The organism is Paracoccus cavernae, assembly GCF_042430175.1.
In the GTDB taxonomy this organism is placed as follows: Bacteria; Pseudomonadota; Alphaproteobacteria; order Rhodobacterales; family Rhodobacteraceae; genus Paracoccus; species Paracoccus cavernae.
Genome location: NZ_JBHMDZ010000002.1, coordinates 242,125 through 258,983, shown reverse-complemented (window position 1 = coordinate 258,983; position 16,859 = coordinate 242,125). Strand labels below are relative to the sequence as shown.

The 16,859-nt window shown below is 62.8% G+C and carries 18 protein-coding genes; 7 read left to right on the top strand and 11 right to left on the bottom strand.

The window, feature by feature from the left end; translation table 11 throughout:
* Positions 1 to 6 precede the first annotated feature (6 nt).
* Complete coding sequence (locus ACFFUC_RS04880; RefSeq protein WP_377684063.1) at positions 7 to 453, top strand: CoA-binding protein; 447 nt, start codon at positions 7 to 9, stop codon at positions 451 to 453.
* On the opposite strand, the gene ACFFUC_RS04875 is transcribed toward ACFFUC_RS04880, so the two are convergent.
* Positions 441 to 1,460, bottom strand: a complete 1,020-nt coding sequence (locus ACFFUC_RS04875) for a ribose-phosphate pyrophosphokinase (protein WP_377684061.1) — start codon at positions 1,458 to 1,460, stop codon at positions 441 to 443. The genes ACFFUC_RS04880 and ACFFUC_RS04875 overlap by 13 nt on opposite strands.
* 80 nt (positions 1,461 to 1,540) lie before the next feature.
* Between ACFFUC_RS04875 and ACFFUC_RS04870 the strand changes: the two genes are divergently transcribed.
* Together ACFFUC_RS04870 and ACFFUC_RS04865 are read left to right on the top strand one after the other, a co-directional pair.
* The gene (locus tag ACFFUC_RS04870) at positions 1,541 to 2,143 is read left to right on the top strand and encodes a 2-hydroxychromene-2-carboxylate isomerase (RefSeq protein WP_377684059.1); all 603 of its coding nucleotides are present in this window, start codon (positions 1,541 to 1,543) and stop codon (positions 2,141 to 2,143) included.
* Complete coding sequence (locus ACFFUC_RS04865; protein ID WP_377684057.1) at positions 2,140 to 2,940, top strand: alpha/beta fold hydrolase; 801 nt, start codon at positions 2,140 to 2,142, stop codon at positions 2,938 to 2,940. The genes ACFFUC_RS04870 and ACFFUC_RS04865 overlap by 4 nt, the downstream gene beginning before the upstream one ends.
* Before the next feature lie 74 nt (positions 2,941 to 3,014).
* Here ACFFUC_RS04865 and ACFFUC_RS04860 read toward each other — a convergent pair whose 3' ends face one another.
* From ACFFUC_RS04860 to ACFFUC_RS04830, 7 genes are all read right to left on the bottom strand, one after another.
* On the bottom strand, positions 3,015 to 3,365 hold the full coding sequence (locus ACFFUC_RS04860) for an H-type lectin domain-containing protein (protein ID WP_377684055.1): 351 nt from the start codon (positions 3,363 to 3,365) through the stop codon (positions 3,015 to 3,017).
* A 101-nt stretch (positions 3,366 to 3,466) separates the two neighbouring features.
* Positions 3,467 to 3,916 (bottom strand): F0F1 ATP synthase subunit epsilon, encoded by a 450-nt coding sequence (locus tag ACFFUC_RS04855; protein ID WP_377684053.1) that lies wholly within the window; start codon positions 3,914 to 3,916, stop codon positions 3,467 to 3,469.
* An 11-nt stretch (positions 3,917 to 3,927) separates the two neighbouring features.
* Entirely contained in the window at positions 3,928 to 5,352 is a 1,425-nt protein-coding gene (gene atpD, locus ACFFUC_RS04850; protein ID WP_377684051.1) for a F0F1 ATP synthase subunit beta, read from the bottom strand.
* Between the two features lie 17 nt (positions 5,353 to 5,369).
* Positions 5,370 to 6,251, bottom strand: a complete 882-nt coding sequence (locus ACFFUC_RS04845; RefSeq protein WP_377684049.1) for a F0F1 ATP synthase subunit gamma — start codon at positions 6,249 to 6,251, stop codon at positions 5,370 to 5,372.
* Between the two features lie 11 nt (positions 6,252 to 6,262).
* The gene (gene atpA / locus ACFFUC_RS04840) at positions 6,263 to 7,798 is read right to left on the bottom strand and encodes a F0F1 ATP synthase subunit alpha (RefSeq protein ID WP_377684047.1); all 1,536 of its coding nucleotides are present in this window, start codon (positions 7,796 to 7,798) and stop codon (positions 6,263 to 6,265) included.
* Positions 7,798 to 8,358, bottom strand: coding sequence for a F0F1 ATP synthase subunit delta (locus tag ACFFUC_RS04835; protein ID WP_377684046.1), 561 nt, complete (start codon positions 8,356 to 8,358; stop codon positions 7,798 to 7,800). Before ACFFUC_RS04835 ends, atpA begins: the two co-directional genes overlap by 1 nt.
* Before the next feature lie 182 nt (positions 8,359 to 8,540).
* Positions 8,541 to 9,353, bottom strand: coding sequence for a class I SAM-dependent methyltransferase (locus ACFFUC_RS04830; RefSeq protein WP_377684044.1), 813 nt, complete (start codon positions 9,351 to 9,353; stop codon positions 8,541 to 8,543).
* 96 nt (positions 9,354 to 9,449) lie between these two features.
* On the opposite strand from ACFFUC_RS04830, the gene gloB reads away from it, so the two are divergent.
* Both gloB and clpA read left to right on the top strand, forming a co-directional pair.
* Complete coding sequence (gene gloB / locus ACFFUC_RS04825; protein WP_377684042.1) at positions 9,450 to 10,196, top strand: hydroxyacylglutathione hydrolase; 747 nt, start codon at positions 9,450 to 9,452, stop codon at positions 10,194 to 10,196.
* A gap of 205 nt (positions 10,197 to 10,401) precedes the next feature.
* The gene (gene clpA, locus ACFFUC_RS04820; protein WP_377684041.1) at positions 10,402 to 12,723 is read left to right on the top strand and encodes an ATP-dependent Clp protease ATP-binding subunit ClpA; all 2,322 of its coding nucleotides are present in this window, start codon (positions 10,402 to 10,404) and stop codon (positions 12,721 to 12,723) included.
* Between the two features lie 183 nt (positions 12,724 to 12,906).
* On the opposite strand, the gene ssb is transcribed toward clpA, so the two are convergent.
* On the bottom strand, positions 12,907 to 13,434 hold the full coding sequence (gene ssb, locus ACFFUC_RS04815) for a single-stranded DNA-binding protein (protein WP_377684039.1): 528 nt from the start codon (positions 13,432 to 13,434) through the stop codon (positions 12,907 to 12,909).
* A 265-nt stretch (positions 13,435 to 13,699) separates the two neighbouring features.
* On the opposite strand from ssb, the gene ACFFUC_RS04810 reads away from it, so the two are divergent.
* Positions 13,700 to 14,323, top strand: a complete 624-nt coding sequence (locus tag ACFFUC_RS04810) for a lytic transglycosylase domain-containing protein (RefSeq protein ID WP_377684038.1) — start codon at positions 13,700 to 13,702, stop codon at positions 14,321 to 14,323.
* A gap of 80 nt (positions 14,324 to 14,403) precedes the next feature.
* Here ACFFUC_RS04810 and ACFFUC_RS04805 read toward each other — a convergent pair whose 3' ends face one another.
* Complete coding sequence (locus ACFFUC_RS04805; protein ID WP_377684036.1) at positions 14,404 to 14,979, bottom strand: lipid-binding SYLF domain-containing protein; 576 nt, start codon at positions 14,977 to 14,979, stop codon at positions 14,404 to 14,406.
* 58 nt (positions 14,980 to 15,037) lie between these two features.
* On the bottom strand, positions 15,038 to 16,045 hold the full coding sequence (gene hemB, locus ACFFUC_RS04800) for a porphobilinogen synthase (RefSeq protein ID WP_377684034.1): 1,008 nt from the start codon (positions 16,043 to 16,045) through the stop codon (positions 15,038 to 15,040).
* Positions 16,046 to 16,235: 190 nt separating this feature from the next.
* On the opposite strand from hemB, the gene ACFFUC_RS04795 reads away from it, so the two are divergent.
* The gene (locus ACFFUC_RS04795) at positions 16,236 to 16,808 is read left to right on the top strand and encodes a hypothetical protein (protein ID WP_377684032.1); all 573 of its coding nucleotides are present in this window, start codon (positions 16,236 to 16,238) and stop codon (positions 16,806 to 16,808) included.
* Positions 16,809 to 16,859: the final 51 nt, after the last annotated feature.

The following is a 16,859-nucleotide window of genomic DNA, read 5'->3' as shown; positions in this document are numbered from 1 at the left end:
GATCTTATGAGCGACCCAAACAGCGATGCGGATATCGCAAGCGTGCTGAAGCAGGCGCGCACCATTGCCATTGTCGGCATGTCACCCAAGGAGGACCGGCCGAGCTGGGGCGTCGCACGTTTCCTCAAATCACAGGGCTACCGAATCATCCCGATCAACCCCGGCCATGCCGGAACGACGATGCTCGACGAGCCGGTCTATGCCGATCTCAAATCGATTCCCGCGGAAATTTCGGTTGATATGGTGGATATTTTCCGCCGCGCCGAGGCTGTGCCTGCGGTGGTCGACGAGGCCCTGACGCATTTGCCGGGCCTCCATTCGATCTGGATGCAGCTCGGCATTACCCATGCCGAAGCCGCCGCCAAAGCGCGCAAGGCGGGGCTCAAGGTGATCGAGGACCGTTGTCCCAAGATCGAGCTGCCCCGCCTCGGCAATACGCCTCAATCGGCGTGATAAAGGCCTTCGTAGATCGGGCCGAGGGTCTCTAGCTCGAAGAGCGAGCTGACCGAAGTGCCGTTCCAGATATTGAGGATGGCCTGGGCAAACATCGGGGCGGTGGGGACGATGCGGATATTGCGCGCATTCTTCACCGCTTCGGTCGGCTCGATCGAATCGGTGATCACCAGCGATTTCATCACAGAGGATTCGACGCGCTGGATTGCCGGGCCCGACAGAACGCCGTGAGTGATATAGGCGTGAACCTCGGTCGCGCCGCCGTCGATCAGGGTCTGGGCGGCTTTGCACAGCGTCCCTGCCGTGTCGCAGATGTCGTCGACGATAATGCAGGTCTTGCCGGTCACGTCGCCGATCACGGTCATCTCGGCGACTTCACCGGCTTTCTCGCGGCGTTTGTCGACGATCGCGAGCGGCGCGCCGATGCGCTGCGCGATCTCGCGGGCGCGGGCCACACCGCCGACGTCGGGCGAAACCACCATGACGTCGTTCAGCTTGTCGCGGAAGTGGTGGAGGATATCGAGCGAGAAGATCGGCGCGGCGTAAAGGTTGTCCACCGGAATATCGAAGAAGCCCTGAATCTGGGCTGCGTGCAGATCCAGCGTCAGAACGCGGTCGACACCGGCTTCGGTCAGCAGGTTCGCGACCAGCTTGGCCGAGATCGGCGTACGGGCTTTGGCGCGGCGGTCCTGACGGGCATAGCCGAAATAGGGGATGACGGCGGTGATGCGGGCAGCCGACGAACGCTTGAGCGCGTCGGTCATGATCAGCAGCTCCATCAGGTTGTCGTTGGCCGGATTCGAGGTCGACTGGATGATGTACATATCCTCGCCGCGAACGTTCTCGTAGACCTCGACGAAGATCTCCTGATCGTTGAACCGTTCGACCCGAGCTTCGATCGGCGCGACATTCATGCCGCGATGCATCGACATGCGACGGGAGATGGAATTGGCAAGCGATCGGTTGGCATTGCCCGCGATCAGCTTGGGTTCGGTCATAGCCGGCATGGCAGACTCCGTTGGGTTTGGCGCGATTGCGCTCCGCTTATCACCCGAGTAGCTTGCCCGCAAACCCTGGAGGCCTGAGAATGCCGCATATCGACTATTACTTCGCTGTCCATAGCCCCTGGAGCTACCTCGCCGGACGCCGCCTCGACGAAATCGCGGCAAAACACGGCGCGAGCGTGACCTACAAGCCCCTCGATATCGCGCAGCTCTTCGACCGGACCGGCGGCACGCGCCGCGAGAATCGGGTTGCGGCACGGCTGGAATACGGCGTGCAGAACCTCAAACGCTGGAGCGAGCGGCTCGGCGTGCCGATGCTGGGATCCCCGCTCTTTCGCGGCGCCAACATGGCGCCGGCCTCCTATGCGATCATCGCGGCGCAGCTTGCGGGCGGCGGGGACCTTGCGGGGCTGGTGGACGGATTCATGTCCGCGATCTGGGTCGAGGACCGCGACATCAGCGACGACGCCACCATCCGCGACATTCTGGGCAAGCACGGCTTTGATCCCGAGCTCGCCAACAGCGGCCTGCTGACCGGCGCCGAAGTCTATAGCCGCAACCTCCAGCAGGCCGTCGATGCAGGCGTCTTCGGCTCGCCCTTCTATATCGTGACAGAGACCGACCAGCGTTTCTGGGGGCAGGACCACCTGTCTTTCCTCGACGACCACCTCGCGACCCTCGCATGAGCCAGGAGACGGCAAACTCCTCCCTGCCCCTGCGGCATTGGGAGGGCGATCCCGACCGGCCCGCGCTGGCGCTCCATTGCATGATGGGCACCGGCTCTTACTGGGGGCCGATCGCGCGGCAACTGGGCGGGCAGATCGATCTGCGCGCGCCTGATTTTGCCGGTCACGGCCGTGCAGCCGACTGGGTGGCCGAGGGACTGGATTACCACACCGCCGCCACGCGTGAGGTGGCGCGGCTGATCGACCGGCCGCTGGATCTGATCGGGCATAGTTTCGGCGCAACCGTCGCCCTGCGCATCGCGGTCGGCGCCCCCGAGGCGGTTCGCAGCCTGACCCTGATCGAGCCGGTCCTTTTCGCCGCAGCCCCCGATGACGAGCAGCTGGCGCTGTTTTCGCGGATGAACGACGCCGTTGCCGCTGGCGCGCCACAGGATGCTTTGGCCGATTTTCTGGCGGTTTGGGGCATGCCGAGCGACAGCGGCCCCTCCACCCTGCCCGATCCGTCCCTCGACGCGCGCCGCCTGCGCCAGCTCTCGATCGCCATGGCGGTCAATGATGTGCTGGTCCATGATTCGGCCAACATCCTGCGCGCCGGCGGGCTCGAAGGGATCGATGCGCCGGTGCTGATCGTCATGGGAGAGAAATCGCCCGTAGCCATCGGCAAGATCGCGGATGCTCTGGCCGAACGGATGCAGGATGTCGGACGCGCCAGCGTGCCGGATGCCGGCCATATGCTGCCGATCACCCATCCCGCCGAAGTCGCGGGGCTGATCGCCGTCAATCTCGAGCGCGCCTGAGCACAGGCGCGCCTCATGACGCGCTGGGGCCGGACAAAGGCCCGCGCGCGGGCTTTGCTCTGCAAAGGAACGCGTCAGGCCACGTCCCAGTTGTCGTGATAAGGCACCCCGCCCACCGCCATCCATGAAGCGCGGATCCGCGCGACCCGCGTATCGCCCCATGTACGGAACTGGATGTCGAAACCCTCGTTTCTGACATTCACCGCCTGGATATCGGCACGCTGGTTGGCCGAGCCCTCCATATCCCACATCGAGATCGAAACATGGACCGCTGGTGGCTGGAGGAAGCGTTCGTCGAAAGAGACATGCTGGACGACGACGCGCGGGCCCTCGCCCGTCCACATCTCGCTTCCGTCCTCGAAGGCCGAGAACATCAGCGCCATCCCCGTCTGGACGCCGACAGCAGCATCGCTAATCCGTTTCACCACATACTCCCACAGTCAGGCTTATTGATAGAACGAGGATCCACCGAACGAAAAAGGGCCCCGGCAATCCGGAGCCCCTTTATAGATTAATTTTCTCCGGTTCAATCCGGGATTGTGGCCTGGTTCGGATCAAGTCCGATATGTGTGCCCAAAGCTTCCATGTCGCCCAAGAGCTTGACCGCTGCGGTGACGAATTCTTCGCCCGCAGTCATGCGCTTGCCCTCGGCCGCTTTCACCTTGCGGTAGGCGGCAACCATCATATCGTCGAAGATGCCTTGCGTGACTTCCGAACACGGCATGCCGCGTTCCGCCAGCAGGGTGACACCCTCGTTGTTGATCTCGACGAAACCGCCGGTGACGGCGAATTCGGTTTCAGCCCCATCCGCCGCGATCACGGTGACCACGCCGGGGCGAAGGTTGACGATGGCCGGCGCGTGGCCGGGCATCGCCGTCAGGTCGCCTTCGCTGCCCGGCAGGCGAACCTCGCGCACGGCGACGGACATGAGGTTCCGTTCCGGCGAGACGAGGTCGAACTGCATCGTGTCAGCCATGCCTGACCTCCTTACGCTGCTTCAGCAGCGAGACGCTGTGCTTTGGCTTTCACTTCCTCGATGCCGCCAACCATGTAGAAGGCTGCTTCGGGGAGGTGGTCATATTCGCCGGCGACAACCGCTTTGAACGACGAGATCGTGTCTTCCAGCGGAACCTGCTTGCCGTCCGCGCCGGTGAAGACTTTCGCCACGTCGAAGGGCTGCGACAGGAAGCGCTGGATCTTGCGAGCGCGCGACACCGTCAGTTTGTCTTCTTCCGACAGTTCGTCCATGCCGAGAATGGCGATGATGTCCTGCAGCGACTTGTACTTCTGCAAGATACCCTGAACGTCGCGGGCAACCTGGTAGTGCTCTTCGCCGACAACCGCCGGATCGAGGATGCGGCTGTTGGAGTCGAGCGGGTCGACGGCCGGATAGATCCCGAGTTCCGAAATCGCACGCGACAGAACCGTGGTTGCGTCGAGGTGGGCGAAGGTCGTTGCCGGTGCCGGGTCGGTAAGGTCGTCGGCCGGAACGTAGACGGCCTGGATCGAGGTGATCGAGCCGTTCTTCGTCGAGGTGATGCGCTCCTGCATCGCGCCCATGTCGGTGGCCAGCGTCGGCTGGTAACCCACTGCGGACGGGATACGACCCAGAAGTGCGGACACTTCCGAACCGGCCTGCGTGAAGCGGAAGATGTTGTCGACGAAGAACAGAACGTCGGTGCCGGTCGAATCACGGAACTGTTCCGCCAGCGTCAGGCCGGTCAGAGCAACGCGCATACGCGCTCCCGGAGGCTCGTTCATCTGGCCGTAAACAAGGGCCACTTTCGAGTTTTCCAGGTTGTCCGGCGTGATAACGCCCGATTCGATCATTTCGTAGTAAAGGTCGTTGCCTTCACGGGTCCGTTCGCCAACGCCCGCGAACACCGAGTAACCCGAGTGCACTTTCGCGATGTTGTTGATCAGTTCCATGATCAGAACGGTCTTGCCGACGCCTGCACCACCGAAGAGACCGATCTTGCCGCCCTTCGAATAGGGTGCGAGCAGGTCGATAACCTTGATGCCGGTCACCAGAATGTCCGAGCTGGTCGCCTGTTGGGCGAAGTCCGGAGCGGGCTGGTGGATGGCGCGGGTGTCGCTCGATGCGACCGGACCACGCTCGTCGACGGGCTCGCCGACGACGTTCAGGATGCGGCCGAGCGTCGCGTCGCCGACCGGAACCGAGATCGGTGCGCCGGTGTCGGACACGCCGGTGCCACGGACCAGACCTTCGGTCGCGTCCATAGCAATCGTGCGCACAGTGTTTTCGCCGAGGTGCTGGGCAACTTCCAGAACCAGGCGTTTGCCGTTGTTTTCGGTCTCAAGCGCGTTGAGAATCGCAGGAAGCGTGCCGTCGAACTGAACGTCGACAACAGCGCCGATCACCTGCGTGATTTTACCTTTGGCCTCTGCCATGTGACTACCCCTACCGGTCAGAGCGCCTCGGCGCCCGAGATAATTTCAATCAGTTCCTTGGTGATCGCAGCCTGACGCGAGCGGTTGTACTCGGTGGTCAGACGGTCGATCATATCGCCCGCGTTCCGCGTTGCGTTGTCCATGGCGCTCATACGCGCGCCCTGTTCCGAAGCACCATTCTCGAGCAGCGCGGCAAAGATTTGCGTTGCGATCGAACGCGGCAGAAGCTCGGCAAGAATGCCCTCTTCGCCCGGTTCGTACTCGTAAAGGGCCGATGCGGCACTATCGACCGAATCGTTTTCTTCCACAACAGCCGGGATGATCTGGCGGGCCGTCGGGATCTGGCTGATAACCGACTGGAAGCGGTTATAGAACAGAGTCGCGACGTCGAAACCGTCGAGATCGAAACGGTCGAGGATCTCGTCCGCAATCTCACGCGCGTTTTCGTAGCCGATCCGCTTCACTTCGCTCAGATCCACATGGTGGATCATCAGCGAGCCGTAATCGCGGCGCAGCTGCTCGCGGCCTTTTTTGCCGACGGTCAGGATCGAAACGTCCTTCCCCTGGGCTTGAAGCTCGATCAGATGCTGGCGCGCGAGCTTGACGATGGAGGAGTTGAAGCCCCCTGCAAGACCGCGTTCCGAGGTCAGCACGACCAGCAAATGGCGTTTGTCGCTACCGGTGCCGGCGAGCAGCTTGGGGGCCGAAGAGGACCCCGCTGCTGCTGCCGTCAGGCCGGTCATGACTGCTGCCATGCGGTCGGCATAAGGACGTGCAGCCTCTGCCGCATCCTGCGCACGGCGCAATTTGGCGGCAGCGACCATTTGCATCGCCTTTGTGATCTTCCGCGTGTTTTTAACGCTTCCGATCCTGTTTTTTAAGTCCTTGAGGCTGGGCATCTATCCCTCCCTCAGGCGTAAGTCTTGGCGTAACCGTCCAGCGCCGACTTGATCGCTGCTTCCAGATCACCAGCGATCTTGCGGTCGTTCTTGGTCATATCGTCCAGAAGATCGGCCTTTTGGGTGCGCAGGAACTGCAGCAGACCGGCCTCCCAAGCGGTGACTTCCTTGACCGGAACAGCGTCCAGATAGCCTTTGGTGCCGGCATAGATGACGATCACGATTTCGGCGGTGGTCAGCGGCGAGTACTGCGGCTGTTTCATCAGCTCGGTCAGACGCGCACCACGGTTCAGCAGGCGCTGGGTCGCGGCGTCGAGGTCCGAACCGAACTGCGCGAAGGCAGCCATTTCGCGGTACTGTGCGAGTTCCAGTTTGACCGGACCGGCGACGGATTTCATCGCTTTGGTCTGTGCGGCCGAACCAACGCGCGACACCGACAGACCGGTGTTCACGGCGGGGCGGATGCCCTGGAAGAACAGTTCCGTTTCAAGGAAGATCTGGCCGTCGGTGATCGAGATCACGTTGGTCGGAATATAGGCCGAAACGTCGCCTGCCTGGGTTTCGATGATCGGCAGAGCGGTCAGCGAGCCCGAACCATGATCCGCATTCAGCTTTGCCGAACGCTCGAGCAGGCGCGAGTGCAGGTAGAAAACGTCGCCCGGGTAAGCTTCGCGTCCCGGCGGACGGCGCAGCAGCAGCGACATCTGGCGGTAAGCGACAGCCTGTTTGGACAGGTCGTCATAGATGATCAGCGCGTCCATGCCGTTGTCACGGAAGTATTCGCCGATTGCGGTTGCCGAGTAAGGTGCGAGGTACTGCATCGGAGCCGGGTCCGAAGCGGTTGCCGCGACGACGGTGGTGTAAGCCATCGCGCCGGTTTCCTCGAGCTTTTTCACCAGCTGCGCAACGGTCGAGCGCTTCTGGCCGATCGCGACGTAGATGCAGTGCAGCGTCTTCATGCCGTCCGCTTCGCGGCCGTTGTAGCTCAGCTGGTTGAGGATGGTGTCCAGAGCCAGAGCGGTCTTGCCGGTCTGACGGTCGCCAATGATCAGCTCGCGCTGGCCACGGCCGACGGGGATCATCGCGTCAACCGACTTCACGCCGGTTGCCATCGGCTCGTGGACCGACTGGCGCGGCATGATGCCCGGAGCCTTGACGTCTGCGACGCGGGTCTGGGTCGCGTTGATCGGACCTTTGCCGTCGATCGGGTTGCCCAGACCGTCGACAACGCGGCCGAGCAGCTCTTTGCCGACCGGAACTTCCACGATCGAGCGGGTGCGCTTGACGGTGTCGCCTTCTTTGATCTGACGGTCGTCGCCGAAGATCACGATACCGACGTTGTCGGTCTCGAGGTTCAGAACCATCCCGCGGACGCCGCCGGGGAATTCGACCATCTCGCCGGCCTGAACTTTGTCGAGGCCGTAGACGCGGGCGATACCGTCACCGACGGACAGCACCTGGCCGACTTCGGCCACTTCGGCGTCCTGGCCGAAGTTTTTGATCTGATCCTTGAGGATCGCCGAAATTTCGGCTGCCTGGATTCCCATTATCCGACCTCTTTCATGGAATTCTGAAGGGATGCGAGCTTGGAGCGGATCGAGCTGTCGATCATCTGCGATCCCAGCTTGACGATCATCCCGCCGATGAGCCCTTCATCGACGCGAGTGTTCAATTTGACCGTCTTGCCCGATTTCTCGGCAAGCGTGTCGGTCAGACGCTTCTTCTGCTCTGCCGAAAGCTCCTGCGCGCTGACGACATCGGCGGTGACTTCACCCCGGGCCTCAGCGATCAGGGCCTGCAGACGGGCTGCAAGCTGCGGCAGGGTGAACAGACGGCGGTTCTGCGCCATCAGGCGCAGCGTGTGGACGAAAGCGGGTGCGAAACCCATCTTTTCGCCAAGGGCGGCAATCGCGCCCTCCTGCTGTTCACGGGTATAGATCGGCGATACGATCAGGTCACGCAACTCGGCGCTCTCCTTGAGCGCGGCCGCGAGACCTTCCACCTGAGACGACAATGCATCGATCCCGCCCGACTCTTTGACGAGATCGAACAGTGCCTGCGCATAGCGTCCGGCGATATCAGCGGAAATCGAAGCGGAATTTGCCACGGTCATCCTTCCGGTTGCGCAAGCTCCGCGACGGGCCACCCCTCGCGGGTGGTCTGTGGCAGAGCCGGTTCACGGGGTCGGCTTCGTCCTTCCCCTAAATCATGCGCGTCTCTAGCAGCAGATCAGGCACCCCGCAACCGACTTGAGCACGGAAAATTGTCTGTCTGCGCCCTAAGTTTGGCCTATCGCGGGGGTAAGGCGCGTCCGGTGGCGCTAACGGGTGAGGCATCTTGTCGCAACGCCCCCTCCCGCACAGGTTTGGGACGCCCGATCCCTTCGAGAACGCCGAGCGGATTGGGCATGCGCAGCCGCTTGCCCTTGCCGATCGGTGCGGGCACCTGTTTGGAAAACTCCGCGACCACGACGCCCGCGACCAGAAGCCGCGAGATCCGCGCCCCTGCCCTCTCCCACATCTGCGCGCTTTTGAGCCAGAAACGCCGGTCCGACGGCGGAATGTAGAGGGCGGCACCCGATTGCTCGGGCACAAAGCCCGCCGAACGCGCCTGCGCCTCGAGCTGGCCCAGAGTGAAGCTGCGGCCATAGCCGAAAGGCGTGGCCTCGGAACGCGCCCAGAGTCCGGTGCGGTTGGTCGCCATGACGAGCATCCGCCCGCCGGGACCGAGCACCCGCCAGGCCTCCTCCAAAAGCGCGGGCGGATAATCGGCAACCTCGATCGCATGGAGCATGACCAGCCGGTCGACGCTGCCGGTATCGAGGGGCCAGGCCCCCTCGTCGCAAAGCACGCTGTGATTCGGCAGGCCCGCGGGCCAGGCCATGACGCCCTGAGGCCCCGGCATCAGCGCCGTGACCCGCCGCGCCGGCGCGACATAGGGCCGAAGCAGCGGTGCCGCGAATCCATAGCCCGCCACCGTCATCCCCGCGACCTGCTCGGCCGGCCAATGCTGGAGCATGCGGTCGCGCAGGATCCGCTGCACAACCCGCCCGAGAGCACGGGAGTAATAAAACCCTTTCAGGTCGATGACATCTTGATGCATCGCGCCCCTTGCAACCTGCGGCAATCACCGTGAACGTTGCACCGTGCCGTTCAGGGAAGCCACCCCGATTTGTGCGCCATGGAAAAGGATTTGCCAATGCCGCTGGAACTCGTGCCCGTCCGCTGCCTGACCGACAACTTCGCGTGGATCCTCCACGGCAACGGCCGGACCGCGCTGATCGATGCCCCCGAGGCCGCACCCGTTCTGGCCGAGCTCGCCGCGCGCGGCTGGGGCCTCGACCTGCTCGTTCTGACCCATCACCACCCCGATCACGTACAGGCCACTGCCGAGATCGTCGCAGCCACAGGGGCGCGTGTCGCGGGCAATCCCGCCGATGCCCACCGCCTGCCGCCGCTCGATCTTGCGGCCAGCCCCGGCGCGCCCCTTGAAATCTGCGGCGAGCATGCCGAAATCATCGATGTTCCCGGCCATACCATCGGCCATATCGCCATCCATCTGCCGCAATCCGCGCTGGCCTTTACCGCCGACAGCCTGATGGGGATCGGTTGCGGCCGCCTCTTCGAGGGGACCGCAGAGATGATGTGGGGCAGCCTCTCGCGTCTCGATGCCCTGCCGGCAGAGACGCTGATCTGTTCGGGACATGACTATTGCCGCGGCAATGGTGCTTTCGCCCTCTCGGTTGATCCCGGGAATGATGCCCTCAAACAAAGGCTGGCCGATACGGTCGCCGGAAACCAGCTTTGCGCCGCGGCCACTCTGGCCCAGGAGCGGGCGACAAATCCCTTCTTGCGTGTGACCCAATTGCGCCAGAGCCTCGGGATGGAAAATGCCGAAGATGTCGCGGTTTTCGCCCGCCTCAGACAGATGAAGGACGACTTCTGAACGACTTGAGCGCCAGCCCCAATGACGCCACTCTGGGGTCAGGACGATCACTTCTCGCTCATCGGATACGAATTTGGAACTTCACGGCCCCGATATCACTTGAATTCCCAAGAATTCCACCAATTCTTAACATTACGATGACAGTCTGGACAGGTGGCCCGAACACGGGTCCATACCCGCCAGCCGACTGACAGGAGCAAAAGTCGTGCCCTCTTTTTCGACCTCGCTTGAACAAGCCATTCATGCCGCCCTCGCGCTGGCAAATGAAAACCATCACGAGCTGGCAACCCTCGAACACCTTCTGCTTGCGCTGACCGACGAACCCGATGCGGTCAAGGTCATGCAGGCCTGCAATGTCGATCTGACCGAACTGCGCCGGATGCTCGTCGAATTCATCGACGACGACCTGTCGACGCTGGTCACCGATGTCGAAGGCTCGGAGGCTGTGCCGACTGCGGCCTTCCAGCGCGTGATCCAGCGCGCGGCCATCCATGTCCAAAGCTCGGGGCGGACCGAGGTGACGGGGGCCAACGTGCTCGTCGCCATCTTCGCCGAGCGTGAATCCAACGCCGCCTTCTTCCTGCAGGAGATGGATATGACCCGTTACGACGCGGTCAATTTCATCGCCCATGGCGTCGCCAAAAACCCCGATTTCTCGGAGACCCGCTCCATTCAGGGGGCCGAGGATTCCACCGAACAGGAACAGGTCGAGGCGAGCAGCAACAAGGAAGAAACCGCGCTTGCGAAATACTGCGTCGATCTGAACAAGAAAGCCGTCAAAGGCGATGTCGATCCGCTGATCGGCCGCGCCGACGAGGTGGACCGCTGCATTCAGGTCCTGTCGCGCCGCCGCAAGAACAACCCGCTTCTGGTGGGCGATCCCGGCGTGGGCAAAACCGCGATTGCGGAAGGCCTCGCGCTGAAAATCACCCGCGGCGAAATCCCCGAGGTGCTCTCGAAGTCGACGATCTACTCGCTCGATATGGGCGCGCTGCTGGCCGGCACCCGCTATCGCGGCGACTTCGAGGAGCGGCTGAAAGCCGTCGTCAAGGAATTGGAAGAGCATCCCGATGCCATCCTCTTTATCGACGAAATCCACACCGTGATCGGTGCGGGCGCGACCTCTGGCGGCGCGATGGATGCCTCGAACCTGCTCAAACCCGCCTTGTCGGGCGGCAAGCTGCGTTGCATGGGCTCGACCACCTATAAAGAGTTCCGCCAGCACTTCGAAAAGGACCGCGCCCTCGCCCGTCGCTTCCAGAAGATCGACGTGAACGAGCCTTCGGTTCCGGACGCGATCAAGATCCTGATGGGGCTTAAAACCAGCTTCGAACAGCACCACGACCTGCGTTATACCAATGACGCGATCAAAACTGCCGTCGAGCTGGCCGCACGCTACATCAACGACCGCAAGCTGCCCGACAGCGCGATCGACGTGATCGACGAGGCCGGTGCCGCCCAGCATCTGGTCTCGGAAAGCAAGCGCCGCAAAACCATCGGCACCAAAGAGATCGAGGCGGTCGTCGCCAAGATCGCCCGCATTCCTCCGAAGAATGTCTCGAAGGATGATGCGGCGGTGCTGAAAGATCTGGAGAAAACCCTCAAACGGGTGGTCTTTGGTCAGGATGCGGCGCTCGACGCTTTGTCCTCGGCGATCAAACTGGCGCGGGCCGGTCTGCGCGAGCCCGAAAAGCCGATCGGCAACTACCTCTTCGCTGGCCCCACCGGCGTCGGCAAGACCGAGGTGGCGCGTCAATTGGCCGATGCTCTGGGCGTGGAGCTTCTGCGTTTCGACATGTCGGAATATATGGAGAAACACGCGGTCAGCCGTCTGATCGGTGCCCCTCCGGGCTATGTCGGCTTCGATCAGGGCGGCATGCTGACCGATGGCGTCGACCAGCACCCGCATTGCGTGCTGCTGCTTGACGAGATCGAAAAGGCGCATCCCGATGTCTTCAACATCCTGCTGCAGGTTATGGACCACGGGAAACTCACCGACCACAACGGTCGTCAGGTGGATTTCCGCAACGTGATCCTGATCATGACCTCGAACGCCGGGGCATCGGATATGCAGAAAGCCGCGATCGGTTTCGGCCGCGACAAACGCGAGGGCGAGGATACGGCCGCGATCGAGCGGACCTTCACGCCGGAGTTCCGCAACCGTCTGGACGCGATCATCTCCTTCGCGGCCCTGTCGCGCGAGGTCATCATCAAGGTGGTGGACAAGTTCATCCTCCAGCTGGAAGCCCAGCTGATCGACCGCAACGTCCATATCGACCTCACCCCCGAGGCGGCCGACTGGCTGGCCGAAAAGGGTTACGACGACAAAATGGGTGCGCGTCCGCTTGGCCGCGTGATCCAGGAGCATATCAAGAAGCCTCTGGCCGAAGAGCTCCTGTTCGGTCGTCTGACCAAAGGCGGCGTGGTCCGCGTCCGGATCGAGAACGACAAGCCGGTCCTCGACATCGCCGGCCCCGAGGCACCGAAACTGACGAAAACCCCGCCGCCGCTGATGATCGCGGATTGATCGCGAAAGCAGCGCGGAGCGGAATGGAAAGGGCGGCCCTCGGGTCGCCCTTTGTCTTTTGCAGCATCATGTTGGGTCTGCATCCGGCACTGCGCCCGAGTGATGCCCTCCCCCGCGTCGGGGCAAAGAAAAAGGCGCCGTAAAAACAGCGCCTTTTTTAATCGTCTCGCTGGCCGGTCCGGCTCAGAACGGGATTTCGTCGTCGAAATCCGGACGGCTCGAACCGCCGCCCGAGCTTTGGCCGCCCGAGCTTTGCCCGCCATAGCCGCCACCGTCATAGCCCGAGTTGTCGTAATCACGACCGCCGCCGCCAAAATTGCCGCCCGAGCCACCGGCTCCGCCGCCGCCGCCCGCACCACCGCGGCCGTCAAGCATATGCAGCTCGCTGCGGAAGGGGCGCAGCGCGATCTCGGTCGAATAACGGTCGTTACCCTGTTGGTCCTGCCATTTGCGGGTCTCGAGCTGGCCCTCGACATAGACTTTGGAGCCTTTGCGCAGGAACTGCTCGGCGACGCGCACCAGCGGCTCGGAATAGATCGCGACCGTATGCCATTCGGTACGCTCGCGGCGTTCGCCCGAATTGCGGTCCTTCCAGGTTTCGCTCGTAGCGATACGCAGGTTGGCGACCTTGCCGCCGTTGGGGAAGTTCCGGACCTCCGGATCCTGACCGAGGTTCCCGACCAGAATTACCTTGTTTACACTGCCTGCCATTCTGTCGGTCCTCTGATATCCACGCGAATTGCTGGCGATTATGTAGCCCGCGCGCGGGGCCTCCGGCAAGTGCTAGCGACCCGTTCCGAGGCGGCAATCGCGATCCGTCTAGCCTTTTCGCCGCGGATCATATAGGCGGGATATTGCCGATATGTCGCTGCCTTCACCAGCGCGTGCATGGCGTCGAAGAACAGAGCGGGTATAGTCTCTGAAAAAAGTAAAGCGTGAGAGGGGCGGTCACATGCATCTCGGCAAGACAGGACTCATGGGCCGTTTGTTGCGTGCCGGTGTTGTTTCAACGGTTCTGATTGGTCTGGCGGTGCCGGCCTCGGCCGAAGGGCTTCGCTTGGCGAACAAGGGCGGCAAGTCGCGCGCCTCGCAGTTCGAGCGCCAAACCAAGCTGATGGATTCGCGCCTCTCGGGGCAATATAACCGGTCCTCGCGCCTGCGTCCGGCCTCGACCTCGACCAAATCGGGCGGCGAGCTGGAATTTGCCGGCGTGGTTCCTGCCTACAAGGGCAACCGCCGCAGCCAATACCTGCCGCATGCGCGGGCCATGGCGCGCAAACACGGTGTCCCCGAGGATATTTTCCTGCGTCTCGTCCAGCAGGAATCCGGTTGGAACCCGAATGCGCGCTCGCATAAAGGGGCGCAGGGCCTGGCGCAGCTTATGCCCGGCACCGCGGCCAAACTGGGCGTAAACCCCAGTGTTCCCGAAGAAAATCTCGAAGGCGGCGCGCGCTATCTGCGCATGATGTACAACAGTTTCGGCAGCTGGAAACTGGCGCTTGCGGCCTATAATGCCGGTCCGGGTGCAGTGACCAAATACGGCGGCATCCCGCCCTATCGCGAAACCACCAATTACGTGCGCATCGTTCACGGCGGCTGATACGCTGCGAACCAACCAGCGACAGAGCAGAAAAAGGCGGACCCGAGGGCCCGCCTTTTTCTTGTCCGGCTTCGCCCGCCTCAGAAGGTCGAGGGGATCACGCGGGTGTATTTCGTACCGGCGATCGAGGCCCCCGCCATCAGGCCCGACTGGCCGAAGATCATCGCCACGACCGGCTGCTGCGCGGTGATCGTATCCGCGCCGACCGCGAGGCCGCGCGCGGGCAACGCATAATAGGCACCCGCCTCGGCAACCCAGCCCGGCGCCGAACGGAAATTGGCAAGTGCCTGATCGGTCTGAAAAATCAGCACATGCGCATATTGTTGCGCGCCGATCTGGAAGCCGACACTGGCCTGCGTCGCCGAGTAGTAATCGACGGTCGCATTGTTGATGCGCAACGCGCCCTGCCCGTAAGCGCCGCCGATCCCGAAGCCCGCTTCGGTCATCAGCGGCATATAGAGAACGCCCTTGGCCCCCTGAATCAGGCCCGCCGCCCCAGGATAGGTCTGCAAAAGATAGTCGCGGGTCGTGTTCACGCGCCCGTCCAGACGCGCGGCGGCGTTTTCGCCGACGCCATTCGCGCATCCCGCAAGCAGGGCGGCAGCCGCGCCACCCACAAAGAGCGAGCGGCGAGAAATCCGGTTGTCGTCAAGCATGCCTGGCCTCATATCGTGATTGCTGCAAAACTGCAGATTTCGCCAAAGAATAGGGCGATCAGCCCTTTTGCGCCAGCAGTTCGGCGACCTGCGGGGCGAAATATGTCAGGATTCCGTCACAGCCCGCGCGACGGAAGCCGATCAGGCTTTCCATCACGACATCGCGCGACAGCCAGCCCTGACGGATCGCCCCCTCGATCATCGCATATTCGCCCGAGACCTGATAAGCGAAGGTCGGAACCTCGAAACGGTCGCGCACTTCGCGGCAGAGATCGAGATAGGGCATGCCCGGCTTGACCATGACCATATCCGCACCCTCCGCGAGGTCGCGCGCCACGCAGCGCAGGGCCTCTTCGCGGTTGGCGGGATTGACCTGATAGGTCTTTTTGTCGCCGACCAGACGCCCCGAAGCGCCGACCGCATCGCGGAACGGGCCGTAAAAGCCGCTCGCGAATTTTGCGGCATAGGACAGGATCGCCATATCCTTGTGGCCGTTCGCCTCCATCGCCGCGCGCAAAGCGGCAATCCGGCCGTCCATCATATCGGAGGGGCCGAGGATGTCCGCGCCCGCTTCGGCCTGTGTCAAAGCCATGCGCACGAGGGCCTCGACCGTCTCGTCATTGAGGATGATCCCGTCGCGCACCAGCCCGTCATGGCCGTTGATATTATAGGGGTCGAGCGCGATATCGGTCATCACCGCCAGCTCCGGCGCGACCTCCTTGATGGCGCGGATGGCGCGGTTTCCGATATTTTCGGGGTCCCATGCACGCTCGCAGCCCTCGGTCTTCAGATCGGGATCGGAATGGGGGAAAACGCAGATCGAGGGGATGCCGAGCCGCATCGCGGTCTCGGCGGCGCGCTTGGCCCCGTCCAACGTGAGCCGCTCGACCCCCGGCATCGAGGCGATCTCGCCCTCCCCGCCCGCGATTTCGGTAACGAAAACCGGCCAGATCAGATTGCTTGCCGACAGCGTCACCTCGGTCGTCAGCGCGCGCAAGGCGGGCGTCCGGCGCAAACGGCGCAAGCGGGTGGCGGGGAAAGGCGGAATGATCGGCATGGAGGACATGGAATGCTCGTTCTGTGATCGTCGGAGGACCGGCGCGGCCCGATGCGGGCGCGTCGAAAGCGCGACGAATGTGCACCCCCACGGCATCAGGTGCAACCCTTGTGCCGCCGCGTCCCCCTTTGGAGGTTTTCCCGAGCGCCGCGACTGACTACTGTGTGCTTGAAATCAAACGCAACTTGCAGGCGCAACAGTGGCAGTACTTCAGGCTCTTCTGGTCATTCTCGAAAGCCGGTCGTTCAATTCGATCTGGTTCTGGCTGATGCTCGCCACCTGCTGGAGCCTCGCCGGACGCAACGCCTTGGGCGTGCCGCCCGATGTCATCCACAAGGCGCTCAACCGCAAGCTCGGGGCGGCCGAGCAGGAAAAGGCGGCTGTCACTTTGCTCGACTGGCTCTCGCTGATGCTGCCGCGCTGGCGCGTCGATCCGGGCGAAGGGCCGTGGCTTTTCGGCGTGGCGATCTTTTTGCTGGTGAGCCTCGCGGCGCTCGGCTTCGTCTACGGGCTGGAGATGGCGCAAGCCCTGTTTTTGCTCCTCGCGCCCTTGGGCATTCTGGTGATCCTGCGCATCCGGCTGGCCAAGAGCCTGTCGCGGATTGTCGAACGCGCCCGCAGCGCCGAGATTACGGTGCAAGAGGCAGCAAGTCTCGCCGCCCCGTCCATGCGCAGGCACCGCCTGTTCACTTCGGCCATGTCGATCGTGACCGTGGCACTCGCGGCCTATTGGGCGGCATTGACGCTTTTGTCCAATCCTTTCGGCTTCTAATATCCCGTCACACGCTTCCGGCTGTACCGAGGAACGTGACATTTCCTGCCA